14 protein-coding genes and 1 pseudogene are annotated in these 17,720 nt (G+C 52.2%); 12 read left to right on the forward strand and 3 right to left on the reverse strand.

All coding sequences use genetic code 11. From position 1 onward, the window contains the following. The first annotated feature begins 67 nt into the window (after window positions 1–67). The 3 genes and pseudogenes from ACZA91_RS03330 to ACZA91_RS03340 all read left to right on the forward strand — a co-directional run bounded on the left by ACZA91_RS03330 (window position 68) and on the right by ACZA91_RS03340 (window position 3,190). Complete coding sequence (locus ACZA91_RS03330; RefSeq protein ID WP_099534674.1) at window positions 68–403, forward strand: hypothetical protein; 336 nt, start codon at window positions 68–70, stop codon at window positions 401–403. 305 nt (window positions 404–708) lie between these two features. Beyond that, window positions 709–2,334: an ATP-binding protein gene (locus tag ACZA91_RS03335; RefSeq protein ID WP_463184661.1), complete on the forward strand. Its 1,626-nt coding sequence runs from the start codon at window positions 709–711 to the stop codon at window positions 2,332–2,334. Between the two features lie 52 nt (window positions 2,335–2,386). Further along, a pseudogene (locus ACZA91_RS03340) lies at window positions 2,387–3,190 on the forward strand (creatininase family protein). On the opposite strand, the gene ACZA91_RS03345 reads toward ACZA91_RS03340, so the two are convergent. Together ACZA91_RS03345 and ACZA91_RS03350 are read right to left on the reverse strand one after the other, a co-directional pair. After that, the gene (locus ACZA91_RS03345) at window positions 3,187–4,785 is read right to left on the reverse strand and encodes a calcium-binding protein (protein ID WP_099534672.1); all 1,599 of its coding nucleotides are present in this window, start codon (window positions 4,783–4,785) and stop codon (window positions 3,187–3,189) included. The pseudogene ACZA91_RS03340 and the gene ACZA91_RS03345 sit on opposite strands and share 4 nt — an antisense overlap. Before the next feature lie 189 nt (window positions 4,786–4,974). Then, on the reverse strand, window positions 4,975–5,223 hold the full coding sequence (locus tag ACZA91_RS03350; protein WP_463184663.1) for a hypothetical protein: 249 nt from the start codon (window positions 5,221–5,223) through the stop codon (window positions 4,975–4,977). On the opposite strand from ACZA91_RS03350, the gene ACZA91_RS03355 reads away from it, so the two are divergent. From ACZA91_RS03355 to ACZA91_RS03395, 9 genes are all read left to right on the forward strand, one after another. Then, window positions 5,222–6,694 (forward strand): phosphoglucomutase/phosphomannomutase family protein, encoded by a 1,473-nt coding sequence (locus tag ACZA91_RS03355; RefSeq protein ID WP_463184664.1) that lies wholly within the window; start codon window positions 5,222–5,224, stop codon window positions 6,692–6,694. The genes ACZA91_RS03350 and ACZA91_RS03355 overlap by 2 nt on opposite strands. A 205-nt stretch (window positions 6,695–6,899) precedes the next feature. Beyond that, a complete protein-coding gene (gene rdgB / locus ACZA91_RS03360) occupies window positions 6,900–7,469 on the forward strand; it encodes an RdgB/HAM1 family non-canonical purine NTP pyrophosphatase (protein ID WP_099534669.1) in 570 nt (189 codons plus the stop codon). An 880-nt stretch (window positions 7,470–8,349) separates the two neighbouring features. Beyond that, the gene (locus ACZA91_RS03365) at window positions 8,350–10,500 is read left to right on the forward strand and encodes a DegT/DnrJ/EryC1/StrS family aminotransferase (protein WP_463184666.1); all 2,151 of its coding nucleotides are present in this window, start codon (window positions 8,350–8,352) and stop codon (window positions 10,498–10,500) included. 300 nt (window positions 10,501–10,800) lie between these two features. Continuing rightward, window positions 10,801–11,877 carry an NAD-dependent epimerase/dehydratase family protein gene (locus ACZA91_RS03370; protein ID WP_463184667.1) on the forward strand — a complete coding sequence of 359 codons (1,077 nt, stop codon included), beginning with the start codon at window positions 10,801–10,803 and terminating at the stop codon, window positions 11,875–11,877. Window positions 11,878–11,934: 57 nt separating this feature from the next. Beyond that, the gene (locus tag ACZA91_RS03375) at window positions 11,935–12,528 is read left to right on the forward strand and encodes a DUF1349 domain-containing protein (RefSeq protein ID WP_463184669.1); all 594 of its coding nucleotides are present in this window, start codon (window positions 11,935–11,937) and stop codon (window positions 12,526–12,528) included. Window positions 12,529–12,625: 97 nt separating this feature from the next. Then, window positions 12,626–13,834: a DMT family transporter gene (locus tag ACZA91_RS03380; protein WP_463184670.1), complete on the forward strand. Its 1,209-nt coding sequence runs from the start codon at window positions 12,626–12,628 to the stop codon at window positions 13,832–13,834. Between the two features lie 48 nt (window positions 13,835–13,882). Then, a complete protein-coding gene (locus tag ACZA91_RS03385) occupies window positions 13,883–14,674 on the forward strand; it encodes a class I SAM-dependent methyltransferase (RefSeq protein ID WP_463184672.1) in 792 nt (263 codons plus the stop codon). Window positions 14,675–14,757: 83 nt separating this feature from the next. Next, entirely contained in the window at window positions 14,758–15,852 is a 1,095-nt protein-coding gene (locus tag ACZA91_RS03390) for a hypothetical protein (protein WP_463184673.1), read from the forward strand. A 260-nt stretch (window positions 15,853–16,112) separates the two neighbouring features. After that, window positions 16,113–16,931, forward strand: a complete 819-nt coding sequence (locus ACZA91_RS03395; protein ID WP_463184675.1) for a DUF4231 domain-containing protein — start codon at window positions 16,113–16,115, stop codon at window positions 16,929–16,931. 171 nt (window positions 16,932–17,102) lie between these two features. Here ACZA91_RS03395 and ACZA91_RS03400 read toward each other — a convergent pair whose 3' ends face one another. After that, on the reverse strand, window positions 17,103–17,531 hold the full coding sequence (locus ACZA91_RS03400; protein ID WP_190531328.1) for a hypothetical protein: 429 nt from the start codon (window positions 17,529–17,531) through the stop codon (window positions 17,103–17,105). Between the last annotated feature and the right edge of the window lie 189 nt (window positions 17,532–17,720).

Below are 17,720 nucleotides of genomic sequence, written 5' to 3' on the forward strand. Positions count from 1 at the left end.
AAATTAATGTTTTGTCTAAAATTTCTCATCAACTCCAGCCCAAACCTTTAGAGAACGAGATCCAACCATGACCGGATTCATTCGTGGCCTGTTCGGCGGCAACAAAAAAGAAGAAGCACCCGCGCCCCAACCCGCTCGCCAAAAGGAAACCCAGGACTTTTTCTTGGATTTTGACAGCGCTCGCACCTTCGGGGACATTGAGCGGATGCGCAAGGAAGTGGAAGTCCACAAGACTTTCCCCAAGGGAACTACGCCCGTTGAACAACCGGCCAAGCCCAAGGCCAAGGCTGCGGAACCCACCAGCAGCGCTCCGGCCAGCACGGCCGGCGAAACCCTGGAACGCCGCAAGGCCGATCGCAACTTGGATGCGTTCCGCAGCATGGCTAAAGACCTGAAAAAATAGGCGGGGTCTCAAAACTGGGATCGCCAAACGAATCCAGTCGATCGCCACGGGAGGGAGAGCAATGTTGAGTTGTTCTCCCTCCTGTGTGTTGATGGGTTCTGATGTGGATGGGGTCTGATGTGGCTTAACGCTGGCTGGTTAGTTCCGGCGGTGATTGATTCTTGTGCTGGCTCATTTTGCGAGCGATCTCTGGGCAGTTAAGCTGTTGGTTGCCACTTCCAGCTAGGGCGATCGCGCCGCTGATGGCTTTTGAAGGTGGCTGCCCGGTGCAAACTCCTGCTCATTGAGACAACGAGATCTGGCCTATGACCTACTTGCGGACTGACGACCCATCCTCCCAGCGGCCGAAAATTAGTCCCGGTCGGTTACGGGAAATTCAGGAGGAGGCTGAACGGCTGCAATGGTTGCTGGCCTCGCTGCTGGTGTTGCCGGGAGTGTTGGATAACGAAGTGGGCAAGGCTTTTGCGCAGTTTTTGGGAACGGTGCTGGAGCGATCGCGCGATGCGACAGATATTACATTGGCCTATGGGCGCTGGTTTCGGGCGCTGATGACCACGGGCCAAAGCTGGGGTGATTATTTGCTCGATCGCCTGGTAACGGTGGATGCGGTGTTGGCTCCGGTGCTCAAAGGCAAGACGATCGAGCAATTGCCCAAGGCCACGATCGCGGCGATCGACCATGATTTGCGGGCATTTCAGCAACTGTGGCGGTTCGAGCCGGCCTTGGCTTGTCAGTGGGCCCAGGAGTTGGCGGGTGGGGCGATCGAGCTAGTGGCCTGGAGTGGGCCCAGTGCTGACTCAGAAATGGAATTGGATTCACTCGACGCATCTGATCCGCTTGATGTCTCTGATCAACTGGACAAGCCCGATCACAAGCCCGATCAATTGACTGCGCTTGATCCTGATCAACTTGATAAGCCTGATCAATCTAATGAGTCGGATCAATCCGATGTGTCGGATCAATCTGCCGTCACCGAGCCGGAAACCAAACCAGATACAAAACCAGATACAAAACCCAATCCAAAAGCCGCACTCCGGGCCCAGTTGCGCAACCTGGACGACTGGGCGACAGCCACGCCAGCTTTGGTGCGTTATTTGGCAGCGGCCGATCGGGGACAGTTCAGCGAGTCCCGCGCTTTCCGTTGGCGATCGGGGCAGCTTGTGCCGGTGACCCACCCTGACCCGATCGATCTGCCCGACCTGGCCGGCTATGACGGCCCCAAGGCGCAACTAATCCAAAACACGGAATTTCTGTTGGCGGGTCACCGAGCGCTCAACGTGTTGCTGTATGGGGCGCGGGGCACGGGAAAATCATCCCTCGTGAAGGCGCTGCTGTCGGCCTATGGCGATCGGGGGTTGCGATTGGTGGAGGTGGCCAAGCAAGAGTTGGGTCATCTGCCGGAGATTGTGGACTTGTTGCGGAGCGCACCCCAAAAATTCATCCTATTTGTGGATGATTTGTCCTTTGAGGAGGATGACGAGGCCTTCAAGGCGTTGAAGGTTTGCCTGGAGGGCGGCATCACGGAGCGGCCAAAGAATGTGGTGGTCTATGCCACTTCCAACCGACGACATTTGGTGCGGGAATATTTTGCCGATCGCCCCCGGCCCAGCGATGCGGATGAGGTGCAGTCCTGGGATACGGTGCAGGAAAAGCTCTCCTTTGCCGATCGATTTGGCCTGACGTTGACCTTTGAGGCGGCCGACCAAGACACCTATTTAGAAATCGTGAATCATTTGGCTGATTTAGCCAATCTCGGGATCGATCGGGCAGAATTGCGGTTCCGAGCTTTGCAGTGGGCCACACGCCACAATGGGCGATCGGGTCGCACGGCTCGCCAGTTCATCGACTTCCTCACCGCTGAGCAGGCCTTGGCGGCCAAGGCCGCTCCCAGCACTGAGACTTCGGAAGCTTCTGAGACTTCGGAAGCTTGAGGGCGCTCATGGCTCTGGGTTAACCGCTGATGCTGATTTGGACGAGCCACCTATGCATGGGCCCATTCCGGAACACCGCTTTTTTGCTTATCTAACTTGGCAAGATATCGCGGCCTTGCCCGATCGGGAGCGGGCCGTGGTGATTTTGCCGGTGGGGGCGATCGAGCAGCATGGGCCCCACTTGCCCCTGAATGTGGACAGCGCGATCGTGAACGGAATTCTCGGGCGATCGCTCCAATGGCTCGATCAACAACGGCCTGACGTGGTGGCCTATGCCCTGCCACCGTTGTTCTACGGCAAATCTAACGAGCATCTGGCGCTGCCGGGAACCATTTCCCTCAGCGCCACCACGCTCCTGTCCTTGGTGATGGACATTGGCCACAGCCTCTATCGATCAGGCTTTCGGAAGTTGCTGTTGCTGAATGGCCACGGAGGACAGCCCCAGGTGTTGGATATTGCCGCCACGGATCTCCATGAGCGATATCCCGACTTTTGAACCTATTCCTGTTTTGTGTGGCGATCGGCCAATTACAAACCCCTTTTGAACCCGGCGGAAACCCTGGGAATGCACGCGGGCGATGCGGAAACCTGCGTGATGCTGGCCCTTGATCCCGATCGGGTGCGGATGCAACGGGCCCAAGCAGAGATGCCCCTGATCCATCCGGGCAAGCGACTGGGGCCCAAGGGAGCCTTAACCTACGCCTGGACAATTCAAGATCTGAGCCAAAGTGGCGTGATTGGTGACCCAACGGCGGCGGCGGCCGATCGGGGCGAACAGATTATTGAACTGCTCGCCCGCAACTGGGCTGAGATCCTGGCCGAAATCTACGACTACTACCCGATCGCCCAGCCCTAGCCCAGGATGGCCCAACTGTTGAAACTACTGGACAAGTTGGCAGGCGCATTGGGGAAGGTGGCGATCGTTTGCACGCCGGATCCGTTGTTGAACTGCAACGCGACCCCCGTGCCGCTAGTGACAAAGGCAAACCCGCCCCGCTCCGGATCCACCGAGAACACCCGCAGGGTCGTAATTCCCCCAAATCCGGTGCTCCGAATCACCAATTTGTCCAACGTGGGGTCAAAGTCCGTCAGCACATCGCCCCCTTCAGCGGGCGTGTTGTAAATAAAGAAGTCGCTTCCCCCCGTGGCCAGCAACGTATCAGACCCCAATCCCCCTTCCATGGAGTCATTGCCCTCGCCGCCATCAATCAAATCGTTGCCGCCACTGCCCTTCAGCAAATCTGCACCACCCAAACCGGTGACCGTATCGTTGCCATCCAAAGCATCGATCGTGTCATCCCCAAACGTGCCTTGAATATTGTCATTGCCGGTGGAGGGCTGGGTGGAACCGGTGCTGCCCGTGCCGCCCGTGCTGCCGCTCACGCCGCCCGTGGTGGTGTCTGTACCCACGGGGGTGAGGAAACTGAGGCGCTGGCTGTTTTTCACGATCGCAATCAGCCGCTCCGTGTTGTTGGTATCCACCAACGTCAGGAACGTATCGGCCGCGTTCAGCCCCGTTCCCGGAACCACCACCACCCGCGAGGCAATGTTGCCCTCAAACCCAATCAGGTCTTGGGTGAAGTCATAGTCAGCAATGATGTCAACGCCACCCGCTTGGCCTGACACAATGAAGGTGTCGCCGCCATTGCCCCCAATCAGGGTGTTGCTGCCCTGGTTGCCATACAGGGTGTCGTTACCGTTATCCCCGGACAGGCGATCGTCCCCGGTTCCGCCGAAGATCACATCTTCGTTGTCGCCGCCATTGATCGTATCCGCATCGCCGTTGCCGTTGAGGGTGTCGCTGCCTTCGCCGCCGTTGATGATGTCAAGGTCGCGGCCGCCCAAAATCAGATCAGCCCCGCTGTCACCATTCAGATCATCGTTACCATCGCCGCCATTGATAGTGTCGGCTTCTCGGCCACCAAAAACTACGTCATCCCCTCGACTGCCATCAATCCGATCGTTCCCTTGGCTGCCAAAAATCAGGTCATTGCCCTGGCCACCGAAAATGACATCGTTGCCCAAATCTCCAAACAGGATGTCTTCGCCCTCGTTGCCTTGCAGCAGGTCATCGCCCTGGCCACCGTAGAGGGTATCGGCTCCCACGTCGCCCCATAGGGTGTCGTTGCCTTGGCTGCCTCGCAGGATGTCGGGATCTTGGCCACCAAAGAGCAGATCGTTGCCATCGTTCCCATCCAGCAAGTCGTTATCTTCGTTGCCGTAAAGGGTGTCATTTCCCTTGCCACCAAAGAGTTGGTCGCTGCCAAAGCCCCCTTGCAGGAAGTCGTTGCCATCGTTGCCATTGAGGATGTCGTTGTCGCGGCCCCCTTGGAGGGCATCGTTACCGGCTAAGCCAATGAGGGTGTCGCTCCCTTCGTTGCCAAAAATTTGGTCGTTGTCGTTGGTTCCGGTGAGGAGGTTGGGAAGGTTGTTACCGTTAATGATGGCCATGGGGCGCTCCAAGGTGGGCTACAGTCCTGCGGGCGAACCGATGCGTGAGCAGGCTGAAGATGAGGTGAGGGTGGGTGTGGCTCGCGCGAATCGATGATGGTCGATTTGTTCTGGGGTTGTCAAATGGGGGATGTGCCGAAAATGGCGGGTTTGGGGCGGGTGCGAGGCGGAGAGATGGGGCCGGCAAGGTCAGGAATTGACCTGGATCCCTGGGGCGATCGGGAGGGGGCAAACCCGATTAACCCGATTGTTAACATAGGCTTGCGTGGGGCGACCCCGCACGGCGTTGGGGTGGGGTGGTTCAGGAAATCCGGAAGGGACGGGGGCGATCGATCGGCCCGGCCAAAGCAGCCCAGGACGATCGCCCCCAGTCGTTTGCGTCCTAGATTCCCAATCTGAGCGGTATTGCAGCGCACAAAGCAGAGGTTTTTGATTCATGAGTCAATCGTTGAGAGCGGCGGCGGCCAGCCCGATCAAATTCGGCACGGATGGTTGGCGGGGGGTAATTGCGGCGGACTTCACGATCGAGCGGGTGGCTCGGGTGGCCCCGCTGGCGGCGGAAGCGTTGGCCCAGGAGTTTGGGGCCAGCACCGGCAACCGCACCATTTTGGTGGGCTACGATCGCCGGTTCATGGCGGAAGATTTTGCACGGGTGGCCGCTGAAGCCATCCAGGCGATCGGCTATCGGGTGAAGCTGTCGGACTGCTATGCCCCCACGCCGGTCTTTAGCTGGATTGCCCACCATGAACAGGCCCTTGGGGCGATCGTCCTGACGGCCAGCCACAATCCTGGTCGCTATTTAGGTCTGAAGGTCAAGGGAGCCTTTGGGGGTTCTGTGTCGCCGGAGGTGACCCAAAAGATTGAGACGATGTTGGCGGCCGAAACGGTTCCGGCCGAGGTGGAGCATCCGGAGCCGATCGAGTCGTTTAATCCTTGGGAAAGCGGCTACTGTGAAGCGTTGCGGCAATTTGTTGATCTTGCTGCCATCCGAGCTGCCATTGCCGATGGCAAGCTGGCGGTGTTTGTGGATGCGATGCATGGCGCTTCGGCCGGCGGCCTCAGCAAGGTGCTGGATGTTGCCGTGCAAGAGCTGAATACCAATCGCGATCCGTTGTTTGAAGGGGGCGCGCCGGAACCGTTGCCCAAATACACCACCCGCTCGATCACCCAAATTCGCGACCACCAACAAACCCATCCCGACCAGTTGGCCGTGGGGCTGGTCTTTGATGGCGACTGCGATCGGATCGCCGCGATCGATGGGTCTGGGGAATTTCTCACCTCCCAGATCTTGATCCCAATTTTGATTCAACACCTGGCCGTGGTGCGTGGGCAAACCGGCGAAGTGGTTAAAACCGTCAGCGGCTCCGACCTGATGCCCAAGGTGGCGGAACTGTATCAATTGCCGGTTCATGAAACCGCCGTGGGCTACAAATACATCGCCGATCGCATGTTGAGCGTGCCGGTGTTGATTGGGGGCGAAGAGTCCGGCGGCGTGGGCTATGGCAACCACATTCCCGAGCGGGACGCGCTGCTCTCGGCCCTGTATGTGCTGGAAGCCGTTGTGAAAGCGGGCAAAAGCCTGAATGAGCTTTACGGAGATCTGCAAACCAAAACCAACTTTTTCAATGCCTACGATCGCATTGATTTAGCCCTGGCCAGCATGGCCGCCCGCGATCGGCTTTTGGGACAACTGCAAGCCAACCCACCCCAAACGATTGCCGGGCAAGCGGTCACCGACTGCCAAACCACCGACGGCTATAAATTCCGCCTAACCAGTGGCGATTGGTTAATGGTGCGCTTCAGCGGCACGGAACCCGTCCTGCGGCTCTATTGCGAAGCCGTCACGCTCGATCGGGTGCATGAAATCCTGGAATGGGCCCGGCAATGGGCCGAAGCTGCCGCCGCCTAAGGTTGCTGCCCAATTCCCACGGGCGCACCCACCCAAAACCAACCGTGCGCTCTTGATTTAACCCAAACCTGCTGGACTTGGTTCGCCCGGGCTGATCCCCGGGTGATTTTTTTGGGTGGTCATTACCGTTGGTTGCCCTTTGCCAAACCACCCCCGATCGGGACAATTGGGAAGTTCTGTCCATTCTGAAATTTCTTTTTTCGCCATGCCCCGTTTAGTCGTTGCCACCGGAAACTCCGGCAAACTCAAAGAACTACAGGCCTACTTGGATGATTTGGGCTGGGAACTGGCCCTGAAGCCCCCGGAGCTAGAGATTGAAGAAACGGGCCAAACCTTCCTCGAAAATGCCCGCCTGAAAGCCACCCAAGTGGCCCTGGCAACCGGTGAATGGGCGATCGCCGATGATTCCGGCCTGGCGATCGATGCCCTCAATGGCGCACCGGGTCTCTACTCCGCTCGCTATGGAGTCACCGATGCCGATCGAATCAACCGCGTCCTCACCGAATTGGCCAACCAGCCCGATCGCCGGGCCCAATTTGTCTGTGCGTTGGTGGTCGTGCGGCCCGATGGCACAGTGGCCGCCGAAGCTGAGGGCATCTGTCCCGGTGAAATTACCACAGCCCCCCGGGGAGAGCAGGGTTTTGGTTACGACCCCATTTTTCTGATGCCTGAGTTGGGTCTCACCTACGCCGAAATGTCTGCCGCCCAAAAACATGAACTGAGCCATCGCGGCCGGGCGATCGCCCTGTTGCGGCCCCAACTCGCAACCCTGTAACTCCCGCGCCAATCCATCACCCCCACCCCAAGGCCCAGCAACCTCGTCTCCTCACCCCCCCGGCTCAACATTCACCACAGCACAAGCGGCATACGCAGCAGGCAAAGGACTAATCCCCTTTGCCTTTATTTTTCAATCCCCTCATTGCCACTCTTTCTCCATAGTTTGCACAGCGCTTCAAGCACACAATTTCAATTGATGAACTTAATATTTTTTACAGAATTTCAGTTATAGAGCCTTAGGATGGGTGATCAGGTTCACAAAACTTTGATTTTGACGTTGAAAGGTCGAGAATCTGAGGGGGTCAAACCCCTCATTGGCGATGATCTGACTTAGGAGATTAACTACACTTTTCTTCAAGAAGTTAGTTAGCGATCCACCTTAGTTGAACAGAAGAATTTTTACCAAAATTCTTGAGCTTCAGTTATTCAAAACCAAGGCAAATGTATGATTTTTAACACCCAACCCCCTTGGTCATGTATCCAATGATATCTGCTCGTTAAATTGATCGATGAGCCACGATTTTTAAGTCCATTCAAGAGATTAAGATTCATTACAATCACTGCTTTTTCTATTTGCGATCAAAATTGTCTTAGCCTAGAGTTAATCTGACCTTTAAACAGCATTAGACCTAAGATCATTCCACCCCTCCAGTCGGAATTTCTAGGTCTTGACTCAAGCATCTTGCTTGAGCGAATAAGCTTCGTCCATGAGAGTCATTGTTGGGCTGTCTCTCTTGAACTAGTCACTTCGAAAAATCTTCCAAGGCTTAAGTTAAGTCGGGTTTCCGTTTGGTTGAATTTCAAAACGATCAAGGGATTATTGAGCTGAAATAATCCCGCTATTTGGTTCAGCAATTTTCGCTGGCGAGGCTATTGAAATGGCAGATTTTGACGTTTTAATTACGGGTGGTGCTGGTTTTGTCGGCAGCGCGATCGCACGCTATCTACTGAGTGTGGGCAAGTCAGTGGTTTGTTTAGATCGCCACGATCCCGGTCGGCTAGTCGATATTGATGATCGAATTGAGAACGTCGCGGGCGATATTCTCGATGCTGATTGCATGGATCATTGGATTGCTCGCTGCGATCGAGTGATTCATCTCGCGGCCGTTGTTGGTGTGGATGAATATGTCACTCGGCCCCACGATGTTTTGGATGTGAATATCTTGGGAACGCGCAATGTCTTAATGGCTTGCTTGAAACATGACCGCCCTGTTTTAATTGCCAGCAGCAGCGAAACCTACGGCTTAAATACCGGCATTCTGGAAGAAGATAGCGATCGCATCTATGGCACTTCTCGAAACCATCGCTGGAGCTATGCCATTTCCAAAACCACCGGGGAACACTACGCCTATGCCCTGGGCCGTTTGGGACTGACCGCCGCCGCCGTTCGATACTTTAATATCTATGGCCCCCAACTTGATGCACCGGGAAAAGGACGTGTCATCAGTAAGTTTCTGGGCAGAATTCGCGACGGTTTGCCCTTGATGTTGGTGGATGGCGGTCAAGCCGTGCGCACCCTTTGTTATATCGACGATGCGGCAGAAGCAACCGCAAGACTCGCCCTTGAACTCAGTCCCGACTGTAGCTATAACCACTCAGCCGTTAATATTGGCCGTCCTGAGCCAATTACCATGCGTGAATTGGCGGAAATTATGATTCGCCTCTCAGGCCACAAAGCCGGAACCGAAAACATTGATGGAAAGCAATTTTTTGGCGAGGGATTTGAAGAAATTCCCGTGCGTGTGCCTGATGTGTCCAAGCTGGAACGGATCCTAAACTTCAAAGCCAAAATTGACATGGAGGAAGGGTTGCGCCGAACCCTCGACTATTGGGGACTGCTTAGCCCCGATGCCGGTCGCGGTGCGTTCTCTCGCAGTTCCAGCCATACTCCTCCAGTGGTGCCCATGGTGCGCCCGCACTTTGCGCCCAACAGTGTTCTCATCCAATCCTTCCAGCAATCTTTGGCCACCGGGCAAGCCACCAACGGCGGTCCCCACTTGCACAATTTTGAAAAGGAATTGGCCCAGTATCTCGGCGTGCCCGATGTGGTGGTCTTGAGCAATGGTGCGGATGCGCTGACGTTGGGTATGCAAGTGCTGGGGCGCAAAGGCAAGGCGGTGTTGCCGTCCTATACCTTCATTGCCACTTTGAATTCGATCGAGTCGGCGGGTCTAGAGCCAATTTTCTGCGACATCGATCCCGAAACCTTTACGATGTCGCCCACGGCCCTGGCGCAAATTCTTGACCAGGAGCGGGATGTTGCTGTGGTAGTGCCGGTGAATGTGTTCGGGGTAACGCCTGACTTGCCGGCGATCGCTGCCCTTTGTCAACAGGCGGGGGCGGAGCTAATCTATGACAACTGCCACGGATTTGGCACTGAAACCCATGGCCGTCGGGTTCCCGCAGAACCGCGCCTGCAAATGTTTAGCTTTCATGCAACCAAGGTGCTGCCAGCGATCGAGGGCGGCGCACTGGTTGGCCATGATTTGGACTTGCTCAATCAAGTGCGACAGTTGCGTAACCACGGCATTGCCCATCACAACTTGTCAGAATCGAGCTTGGGCATGAACGCCAAAATGGATGAGTTGCGGGCCGCCACCGGTCGCCACGTCCTGCGCCACTTCCCCAAAAATCTTGAGCAACGCCGCCAATACGCCCAACAACTGCGCACCTTCTTCCAGGAGTCCTGTCACGGGGCCCTGATGCCCCAGCGAATTCCCGAGGGCGTGATTTCCAATTTCCAAAACCTGGGAGTGTTGATGCCGGTTGCCAAGCAAGGGGAACTGAGCCGCGTCATTACCGCCCTGAGGGAAGAAGGGGTGGAATGTCGCTCATACTTCAACCCCGCCCTTCATACCCTGGCACGGGCTAAGAGCTATGCACGCTATCCCCTGCCCGTCACGAATCAGGTTTGGAATTCGCTGCTATGCTTCCCCATTCACAGCCAAATGGATGCGAAAGACATTGATCGGGTGCAGTTAGCGGCGCGATCGGTTGCTGATGTTTTGACCCTTGCGCAAGTGTCCTAACCAATCCGTTCGATCGGCAGTGGATCAGAAATTCACTGCCGATCATGACTAGATCAAGCAATCATGAAATGCTCACGAATGACTTGAAATTAATCGGTGAACGGAGCTGGTACTGATTGCCCATTAGCTCATCACCAGTTCATTGATTGCAGCTTGAATGCAAAGCGATCGCGAGTTGATCACCAGGTTAATTTGACCGTCAATTTGCCGCCAATTAAATAGTCATCCACCTGCTCGGGTTTTGATTGCCCTTGCCGCTTAGCTTCCCTTTGCCTGAACAAGAAATTTCAGCAGAACACTATGGATATTGCAATCGTAACTGGCGCATCCGGCTTAATTGGCTCTGCGGCTGTGCGCTTCCTGGCCGATCGGGGTTTACAAGTGGTTGGCATTGACAATGATTTACGTCGCTACTTTTTTGGCGAGGAAGCTTCCACCGCCTGGAACCGCGATCGACTGCAAGCCGAAGTTGCCCACTACATTCATGAAAACGAGGACATTCGCGATTTAGCAGCCCTAGAACGCATCTTCAAAACCTACAACACAGACATCAAAATCATTATTCATGCAGCAGCTCAACCATCCCATGATTGGGCCGCAACGGAACCTTTAACCGATTTTGCAGTGAATGCCAATGGAACCCTCAATCTTTTAGAGATGACCCGCCAGCACTGCCCCGAAGCAGTGTTTATTTTCACCTCTACGAATAATGTGTATGGAGATGCCATTAATCACTATCCATTAGTGGAATTGGAAACTCGATGGGAACTAGAACCGTTTCATCCCTATTTTGAACGCGGAATTGACGAGACCATGAGCATCGATCGCTCTGTGCACACCATCTTCGGAGCTTCCAAGGTTGCTGCTGACATCATGGTGCAAGAATATGGCATTTACTATGGCTTAAAAACAGGCATTTTTCGGGGGGGATGTCTGACTGGCCCCGACCATTCTGGAACCCAGTTGCATGGTTTTTTAGCCTACCTCATGAAATGTGCCATTACCGGTCGTCACTACACTGTTTTCGGCTATCAGGCCAAACAGGTTCGCGATAATATTCACAGCTATGATTTGGTGAATATGTTTTGGCATTTTTATCAAAATCCTCGCTGTGGAGAAGTGTATAACGCTGGCGGCAGCCGCTATTCCCACTGCTCAATGATGGAGGCCATCACCCGCAGCAGCGAAATTGTGGGCAAGCCCATGAATTGGAGCTACAGCGAGCAAAATCGCCTCGGTGATCATATTTGGTGGGTCAGCGATGTGCAGAAGTTTAAGGATCACTATCCCGATTGGGACTTTAAATATAGTCTGGATGATATTTTAATTCAAATTTATGAGGGTTTATCCAAGCGAGAAGATATGGCCTTGGTTTAGGATTAACAGGATTAGAATGCGATGGCTCTTGAATCAAAAATCTTGACAGGTTAGCTCATGGTCAACAGCTTTTCGGAAGCTAATTTCTGGTCAACAATGCAGTGGCATAACCCCCCAGCCGAATGGAGCGATCACAATGGTCAACTTTGGGTTAAAACAGGCTTGAAATCCGATTTTTGGCGAACCACTCACTACGGATTTATTCGAGATTCAGGGCATTTTTATCATTGCGCCATCAGCGGCAACTTCCGGGCGCGCGTTTGTTTTACAGGGCAATATCAAGATCTTTATGATCAAGCCGGACTGATGGTACGCGCGAGTGAAACGCATTGGCTCAAGTGTGGAATCGAATACGTTGAAGGCGTGCAATACGCCAGTGCAGTCGTAACACGCGATCGCTCGGACTGGTCTGTTGCACCACTTCCTGGACAGCCAGAGCGTGTTTGGTTTGAAGTGCGCCGAAAAGATGAGGCAATTGCAATTCTCTATTCCCTGAATGGGAAGCAATTCACCCTATTACGATTAGCGGATTTTCCCGAAGATCCTACAGTTCAGGTAGGGCCTGTTTGCGCTTCACCGGAGCGGGCCCACTTTGAGGTGATCTTTGAAGCTTTTATGATTGAATCTTGCTCTAAGCCAGTCGTCGATTAGTAACTATCATTCAAGCTTCCTCGAAGCTAGCGGGTGTCATTTCTGCTGTGATTTTTCTGCAAGGCATATCCAAACCTGAAAACCGTGGCTTAACCTTATGACCCCTGAAGCCCAAGCATCTCCCAGTGATGATTCAGACAATCCAAAAGAGGAAACAACCACCAATCATTCCATCAGCCAGCCACCCACTTCTGAGTCTGATTCCCAAAATCAGAACAATCGCCATTCATCACTGGCTTTTTTGTGGCTAATTTTGGGGCTAATCGCTCTCTCATCGACAGCCATTTTCATTAAATTATCGATTAGAGAAATCAGTGCAGAAGCAACGGTTTTTAATCGATTATGGATTGCAACGCTGGCGTTTACGGGGTTGAATTGGCTTCAAAGAGAACAGCCTCCATCAGCAGTTTCCGAAAGCAAAACGGAAGGTGGCCATACTACCCAAAATCCTGGAGCAGCCGACTATTCTTCCGCAGAAGTAACAGACCAACAACAAAAACTACCTTGGGCAACCATCAACCTGTTGTTGGCACTGGGGTTTGTGCATCTTGTGGGGCGTTATTTGTGGACATGGTCGCTCACCAGCACCACCGCAGCCAATGGAGCAATGTTGGCGAATATGCCTCCCCTGTTCACGGCCCTTGGGGGTTGGCTTTTTTTGGGACAACGGTTCGATCGACGGTTTTTGAGTGGGTTGGCGATCGCGGTCATTGGGGCAATCACCCTCGCGATCGGTGACTGGATTCAACCCAAAGAAGCTCTTTTTGGCACTAGCGCCTTGCTTGGAGATGGGGCAGCCTTGCTCTCCTCGGTCTTTTACGCGGCCAGTTTCCTGCTCGTTGAAAAACTGCGTCAGCACCTTTCAACCTCAAAAATTCTAGTATGGCGCTGTGCCATTGGTTTGCTCTTGGCAACACCGATTGTTTGGGCGATCGATAGCACCATCTTTCCCATTAGCACCATGGGTTGGATTGCAGTCATTGGACTCGCATTAATTAGTGAAGTCACTGGCCATGGACTAATTGTTTATAGCCTCAAGCATTTCTCTTCTACATTTGTCACCATTGTTTTGTTGCTAGAGCCAGCCCCTGTTGCTGCCATAGCTTGGTTGTGGTTTGGTGAATTTCTTGATCCTCTTAATATTTTGGGTTTCTTTCTAATTACCCTCGGAATTTATCTAGCCAAAACAGGCACTGGAGCAACAGGAAGCAAAAACAATAGTCCCAATCTAATTCCCAATCCATCAAATACATCTACTAGTCAAGATTTGGCACTAGAGACACCAGAAATTTCTGGCGAATCGTAGTAGCTTTACGCGACATTTTTAGCTTCAAATTCAAGGAGAATTGCTATTATGAGCCATTCAGAATCAACGAATCAAGACAACCAAAATTTATTTTATAACGGTTGCTTTTACGACTTAATTTTTCAGGGATCCTATCGACACTCAGTTCAATCTCAAGACATTGGATTTTGGCAATCGATCGCCCAAGTTCACGGCAGTCCTATTTTGGAACTGGCTTGCGGAACTGGAAGGGTTACCGCTGATTTGGCAGAAGGAGGCTTTCTTTGCACCGGCATCGACATTTCAGAATCCATGCTCAATGCGGCTCGTACTAAATCCCAAAAAGCCCATTGGGTTCAAGGAGACGTTCGTGATTTTGATCTTCAGACTCAGTTCTCTCTCATCATTTTTCCCTATGACACATTTACCCACTTGCATAGTCTTGATGATGTGCGGCAGTGCTTAAGTCGGGTTCGTCAGCATCTAGCTCCTGGCGGTCATTTCATCGTAGATTTCAAAAATCCCTACTATATTTTCGACATTCTGCAAAATCCGGATCGAATTGATCCTTATTCTCAGTTTCAAGATCCTCAGGATGGCTCTTTGGTGACCATTAAACGGCGGAGGCAATATCATGCCTGGAGCCAGATTCATACAATGACATTGATGTTTTATCGCAATGGCGTTCAGTTTGCTGAAGAAGATTTAGATCTCCGAATTTTTTGGCCGCAAGAGATTATGACACTCTTGCAAGCTAATCATTTTCAGATCGTGAAAACCTGGGGAGACTATCAATCAGGATCCTATAGCATTAATTCTTCACACCTGATTTTGGATTGCCAAGTAAGTCCTAGTCCTTAGTCTTTTCAGTTAATCCTCTTCGGCGGTTTTTCATTGCAATGATTTCTAGCTCTTGTTCTACTTCACCCTTGTCCCGCCAAGCAATGACCATCAACTTTTTGGCATGGCTTTATGGTGAAGAGTCCCTATTTCGCAGTGGGACAGGCTTAGTTTATCCAATCAATCTATGCTCTTGGGTTGAAAAACCACGAAGTCCAAGGCAGGTTTTGGGCAACTTAAAGCTTGAAACAGGTCAATTTCCAAGCAGTAGCTGGTTACTGGAGAAAATGCAACGCACAAGGAAGCATTTATGGAATGGAAAAACCTATGCATTGGATTTTATGGATCGATTTAAGCCTGCTTCTGATGCTGAAGATTTTCTAGCGGGCGATCGCCTCCACTGCACCGTGGGATCGTACTTTGATACTGTCAATACTTGCACCATTTTGGAAGCTGAATTGGAGCAGGCGATCGCTACTTTACCGCTCGATGCTTCCCCCCAAGACTGCTATCAAGCCTTGCCCTTACGACAGAAACTTCATGGCGATCGCCGAGGGCAGGAGGCGCTGCAAGATGCCTGGACAGGACACAACCGCAGTGCCGCGATCGCCATTTCCTGTTGCTTTGTTGTAAATGCCAGTTCTGAGACAGATTCCAAGGATAAATATCGATACTTTCTGCATCAGCGATCCGCACAGGTTGCTGAGGGAGCAGGTCAGTATCATATTGTTCCGTCGATGATCTTTCAGCCAACGGGTGTTGACCCTTTTGATCAGCAATCTTATAACTTGGAAGCAACGATCTTACGAGAAGTTGCAGAGGAATTATTTGACCATGAAGAGGGAGCACAGACAGCCAATTTATATCCTGAAATTGCTGATCTCCAAGCCCTATTGGTCAGTGGGGGAGCAACTTTGCTGATCACAGGGGTCGCGATGGATTTGCTTTGTCTACGTCCTGAGTTTTTAGCGCTGCTTTGGATTCGCGATCGCACGTGGTTTGAGCGCCATGGATCATCTCTCAAATTTTCTCAGCATGAATATACCCCTAACTCAACCATTCAAGAAAGCTCGCGGGATATTACCGATCCGCAACCTTTTCAAGAAACAGGGGAATTTGCGCCCCATTGTTGCGTAGCCGCCGGGGCAGCTAGTGCCCTTTTAGCCAGGGACTATATTACTCAGTTTCTTGGCTGTTGAAGTCAGGTAAATGAATTGAGCTGGTTAACCTTAGCCAGTCGCCATCGGTTGGTTAGGATGGGTTGGTTATCACTTACCAATCCCAATCAGTAAATTGCATTTAATTTGTGGCAGTCGATTAGATGGAGTCAATTCAAAACCCACTGCAAATTATTGCTGTTATTTGGGTTTTAAGCCTGATCATTACCTCGGAAGCCATTGCCCCAAATCCAAATGCATTGTCATTCGGACACAAGAATCTAGCTCTGGAGTTTTGAGCCATGAATACTGCTGAGTTAACGCAAAGCGATCGCAAAGTCTATCTGATTCTTGACACCATTCAATCCCTATTAATCACCAGTGCTGTTGGCATTGTGGGCTTCAACCTTTGGGGAATTACACACTCCAATATGTTGCCAGCCAGCTTTGCAGCAACAGGTCTCATTGTTTTTCTTTTGTTGGTGAACCGAAGTGTTGGCAAGGCAGTTCGCCAAGCGGCCCGCGAACGGGAGAGTAGTTTTAAGGGATCTCTCTACGGGCAGTTTAATCCAGACAATGAAGATGTTGATGATGCATCAATCAACTTGTTGCGCAGTCGTGCAATTCAATATTGCGAGGACTTGATTGCTGACTATCGGCTCATGCGGAGTCAGTCTCAAATTATTTATTATGTCTTTCAGGTAGCGACCATTGTGTTGTCGGGCGTGACACCGATTTTGGTGCTGCTAGATAAAACAGAAACTGGCCTTCCTTGGCTCAAGTGGTTACCGGTGCTGTTCCCGGCTGTTGCATCGATCGTCACAAGTATTTCCACGTCTTTTCCTTTTCAGGAAAACGCTGTGGCTGCCAATACGGCTGTTGAGTTTTTGGAAGCCGAGCTAGAGAAGTTCATTCTTGGGGTAACGAATGCCTATCGCTTTAGCGATTTACCGCCTCGGGAACGTCGCATCAAGCTGCAAGAAGCTGTTGAAAGTTTTATTATTCAGGTGAATAAAATTCATTTGAAACAGTTGCAAAACTCTGGCGATGCTGAATCCCAAAAGAAGGGGCCGGACATGAGCAGTGATGCAACGAGTAACCCAGAGGGCAATCCAGGATAGGGCAGTCCAGGATAGGGTATGAATTTAAGGGCTGCATCTAGAGACGAACAGTCGTGTTAGTCAAAGCATTTGTGGTGACACCTAGCCTGTCAGCGATCGCCGCCCTTTCCGATCGCTGCCCACTGGGTGTCACCACAATAGATTGCTACGACGAATTGCCATGATCAAGATTTAGGGACAGCCATTCACTAAATCTGGACGGCGTTGATCAAATTCATTCCAATAATTCTGAAATGCGGCTTGTGAGCGTTCACGAGCTTGGCTCAACCGATCGGAAGAACGCCCATGTTGCTGAATATAGATCTTGGCGGCTTCGGCCCCTCGCAACCTGGCTTCTGCACCGGCCACGCCACAATCGCGTAAGACGGGATCAGACAACCCAGCCGCCGCATTTAAAGACCGACGATAGTTCATGATTGCAGTATCAAAATCTCCGCGCTGTTCTGCTTGGTAACCCGCATTTTGAGGATGCTCCACGGCGGGGCCATAGGGTGTAGTTCCTTGGGCAGTTTCAATGGTTAGGCCGATCGAACTGGTGATCGTTAACGTCAGGGTACTGAGACCGATCGCCCAGCGTTTTGCAGACCAAACAAGAGCCATAAAACCTCCAATGGAAAAATTCAATTGAATCCACATTCAATGCACATTTCCGTGCATGTTTAACACCTGTTTAATACATGCTCAAGACCCGGTGTTTAGGTCTTAGCACAGGATGACTTCCCCAGGATTGGTGTATCGGCCAGCAATTTTTCGGGGCGGTAACCGTTAGGATTGGCAGTGGTTTTCTCC

This window comes from Limnothrix sp. CMB-01 (assembly GCF_055193175.1).

Coding starts and splice junctions, on each gene's coding strand:
- ACZA91_RS03330 (WP_099534674.1), top strand. CDS start 68: ATGACCGGATTCATTCGTGGCCTGTTCGGCGGCAACAAAAAAGAAGAA.
- ACZA91_RS03335 (WP_463184661.1), top strand. CDS start 709: ATGACCTACTTGCGGACTGACGACCCATCCTCCCAGCGGCCGAAAATT.
- ACZA91_RS03345 (WP_099534672.1), bottom strand. CDS start 4,785: ATGGCCATCATTAACGGTAACAACCTTCCCAACCTCCTCACCGGAACC.
- ACZA91_RS03355 (WP_463184664.1), top strand. CDS start 5,222: ATGAGTCAATCGTTGAGAGCGGCGGCGGCCAGCCCGATCAAATTCGGC.
- ACZA91_RS03350 (WP_463184663.1), bottom strand. CDS start 5,223: ATGAATCAAAAACCTCTGCTTTGTGCGCTGCAATACCGCTCAGATTGG.
- rdgB (WP_099534669.1), top strand. CDS start 6,900: ATGCCCCGTTTAGTCGTTGCCACCGGAAACTCCGGCAAACTCAAAGAA.
- ACZA91_RS03365 (WP_463184666.1), top strand. CDS start 8,350: ATGGCAGATTTTGACGTTTTAATTACGGGTGGTGCTGGTTTTGTCGGC.
- ACZA91_RS03370 (WP_463184667.1), top strand. CDS start 10,801: ATGGATATTGCAATCGTAACTGGCGCATCCGGCTTAATTGGCTCTGCG.
- ACZA91_RS03375 (WP_463184669.1), top strand. CDS start 11,935: ATGGTCAACAGCTTTTCGGAAGCTAATTTCTGGTCAACAATGCAGTGG.
- ACZA91_RS03380 (WP_463184670.1), top strand. CDS start 12,626: ATGACCCCTGAAGCCCAAGCATCTCCCAGTGATGATTCAGACAATCCA.
- ACZA91_RS03385 (WP_463184672.1), top strand. CDS start 13,883: ATGAGCCATTCAGAATCAACGAATCAAGACAACCAAAATTTATTTTAT.
- ACZA91_RS03390 (WP_463184673.1), top strand. CDS start 14,758: ATGACCATCAACTTTTTGGCATGGCTTTATGGTGAAGAGTCCCTATTT.
- ACZA91_RS03395 (WP_463184675.1), top strand. CDS start 16,113: ATGAATACTGCTGAGTTAACGCAAAGCGATCGCAAAGTCTATCTGATT.
- ACZA91_RS03400 (WP_190531328.1), bottom strand. CDS start 17,531: ATGGCTCTTGTTTGGTCTGCAAAACGCTGGGCGATCGGTCTCAGTACC.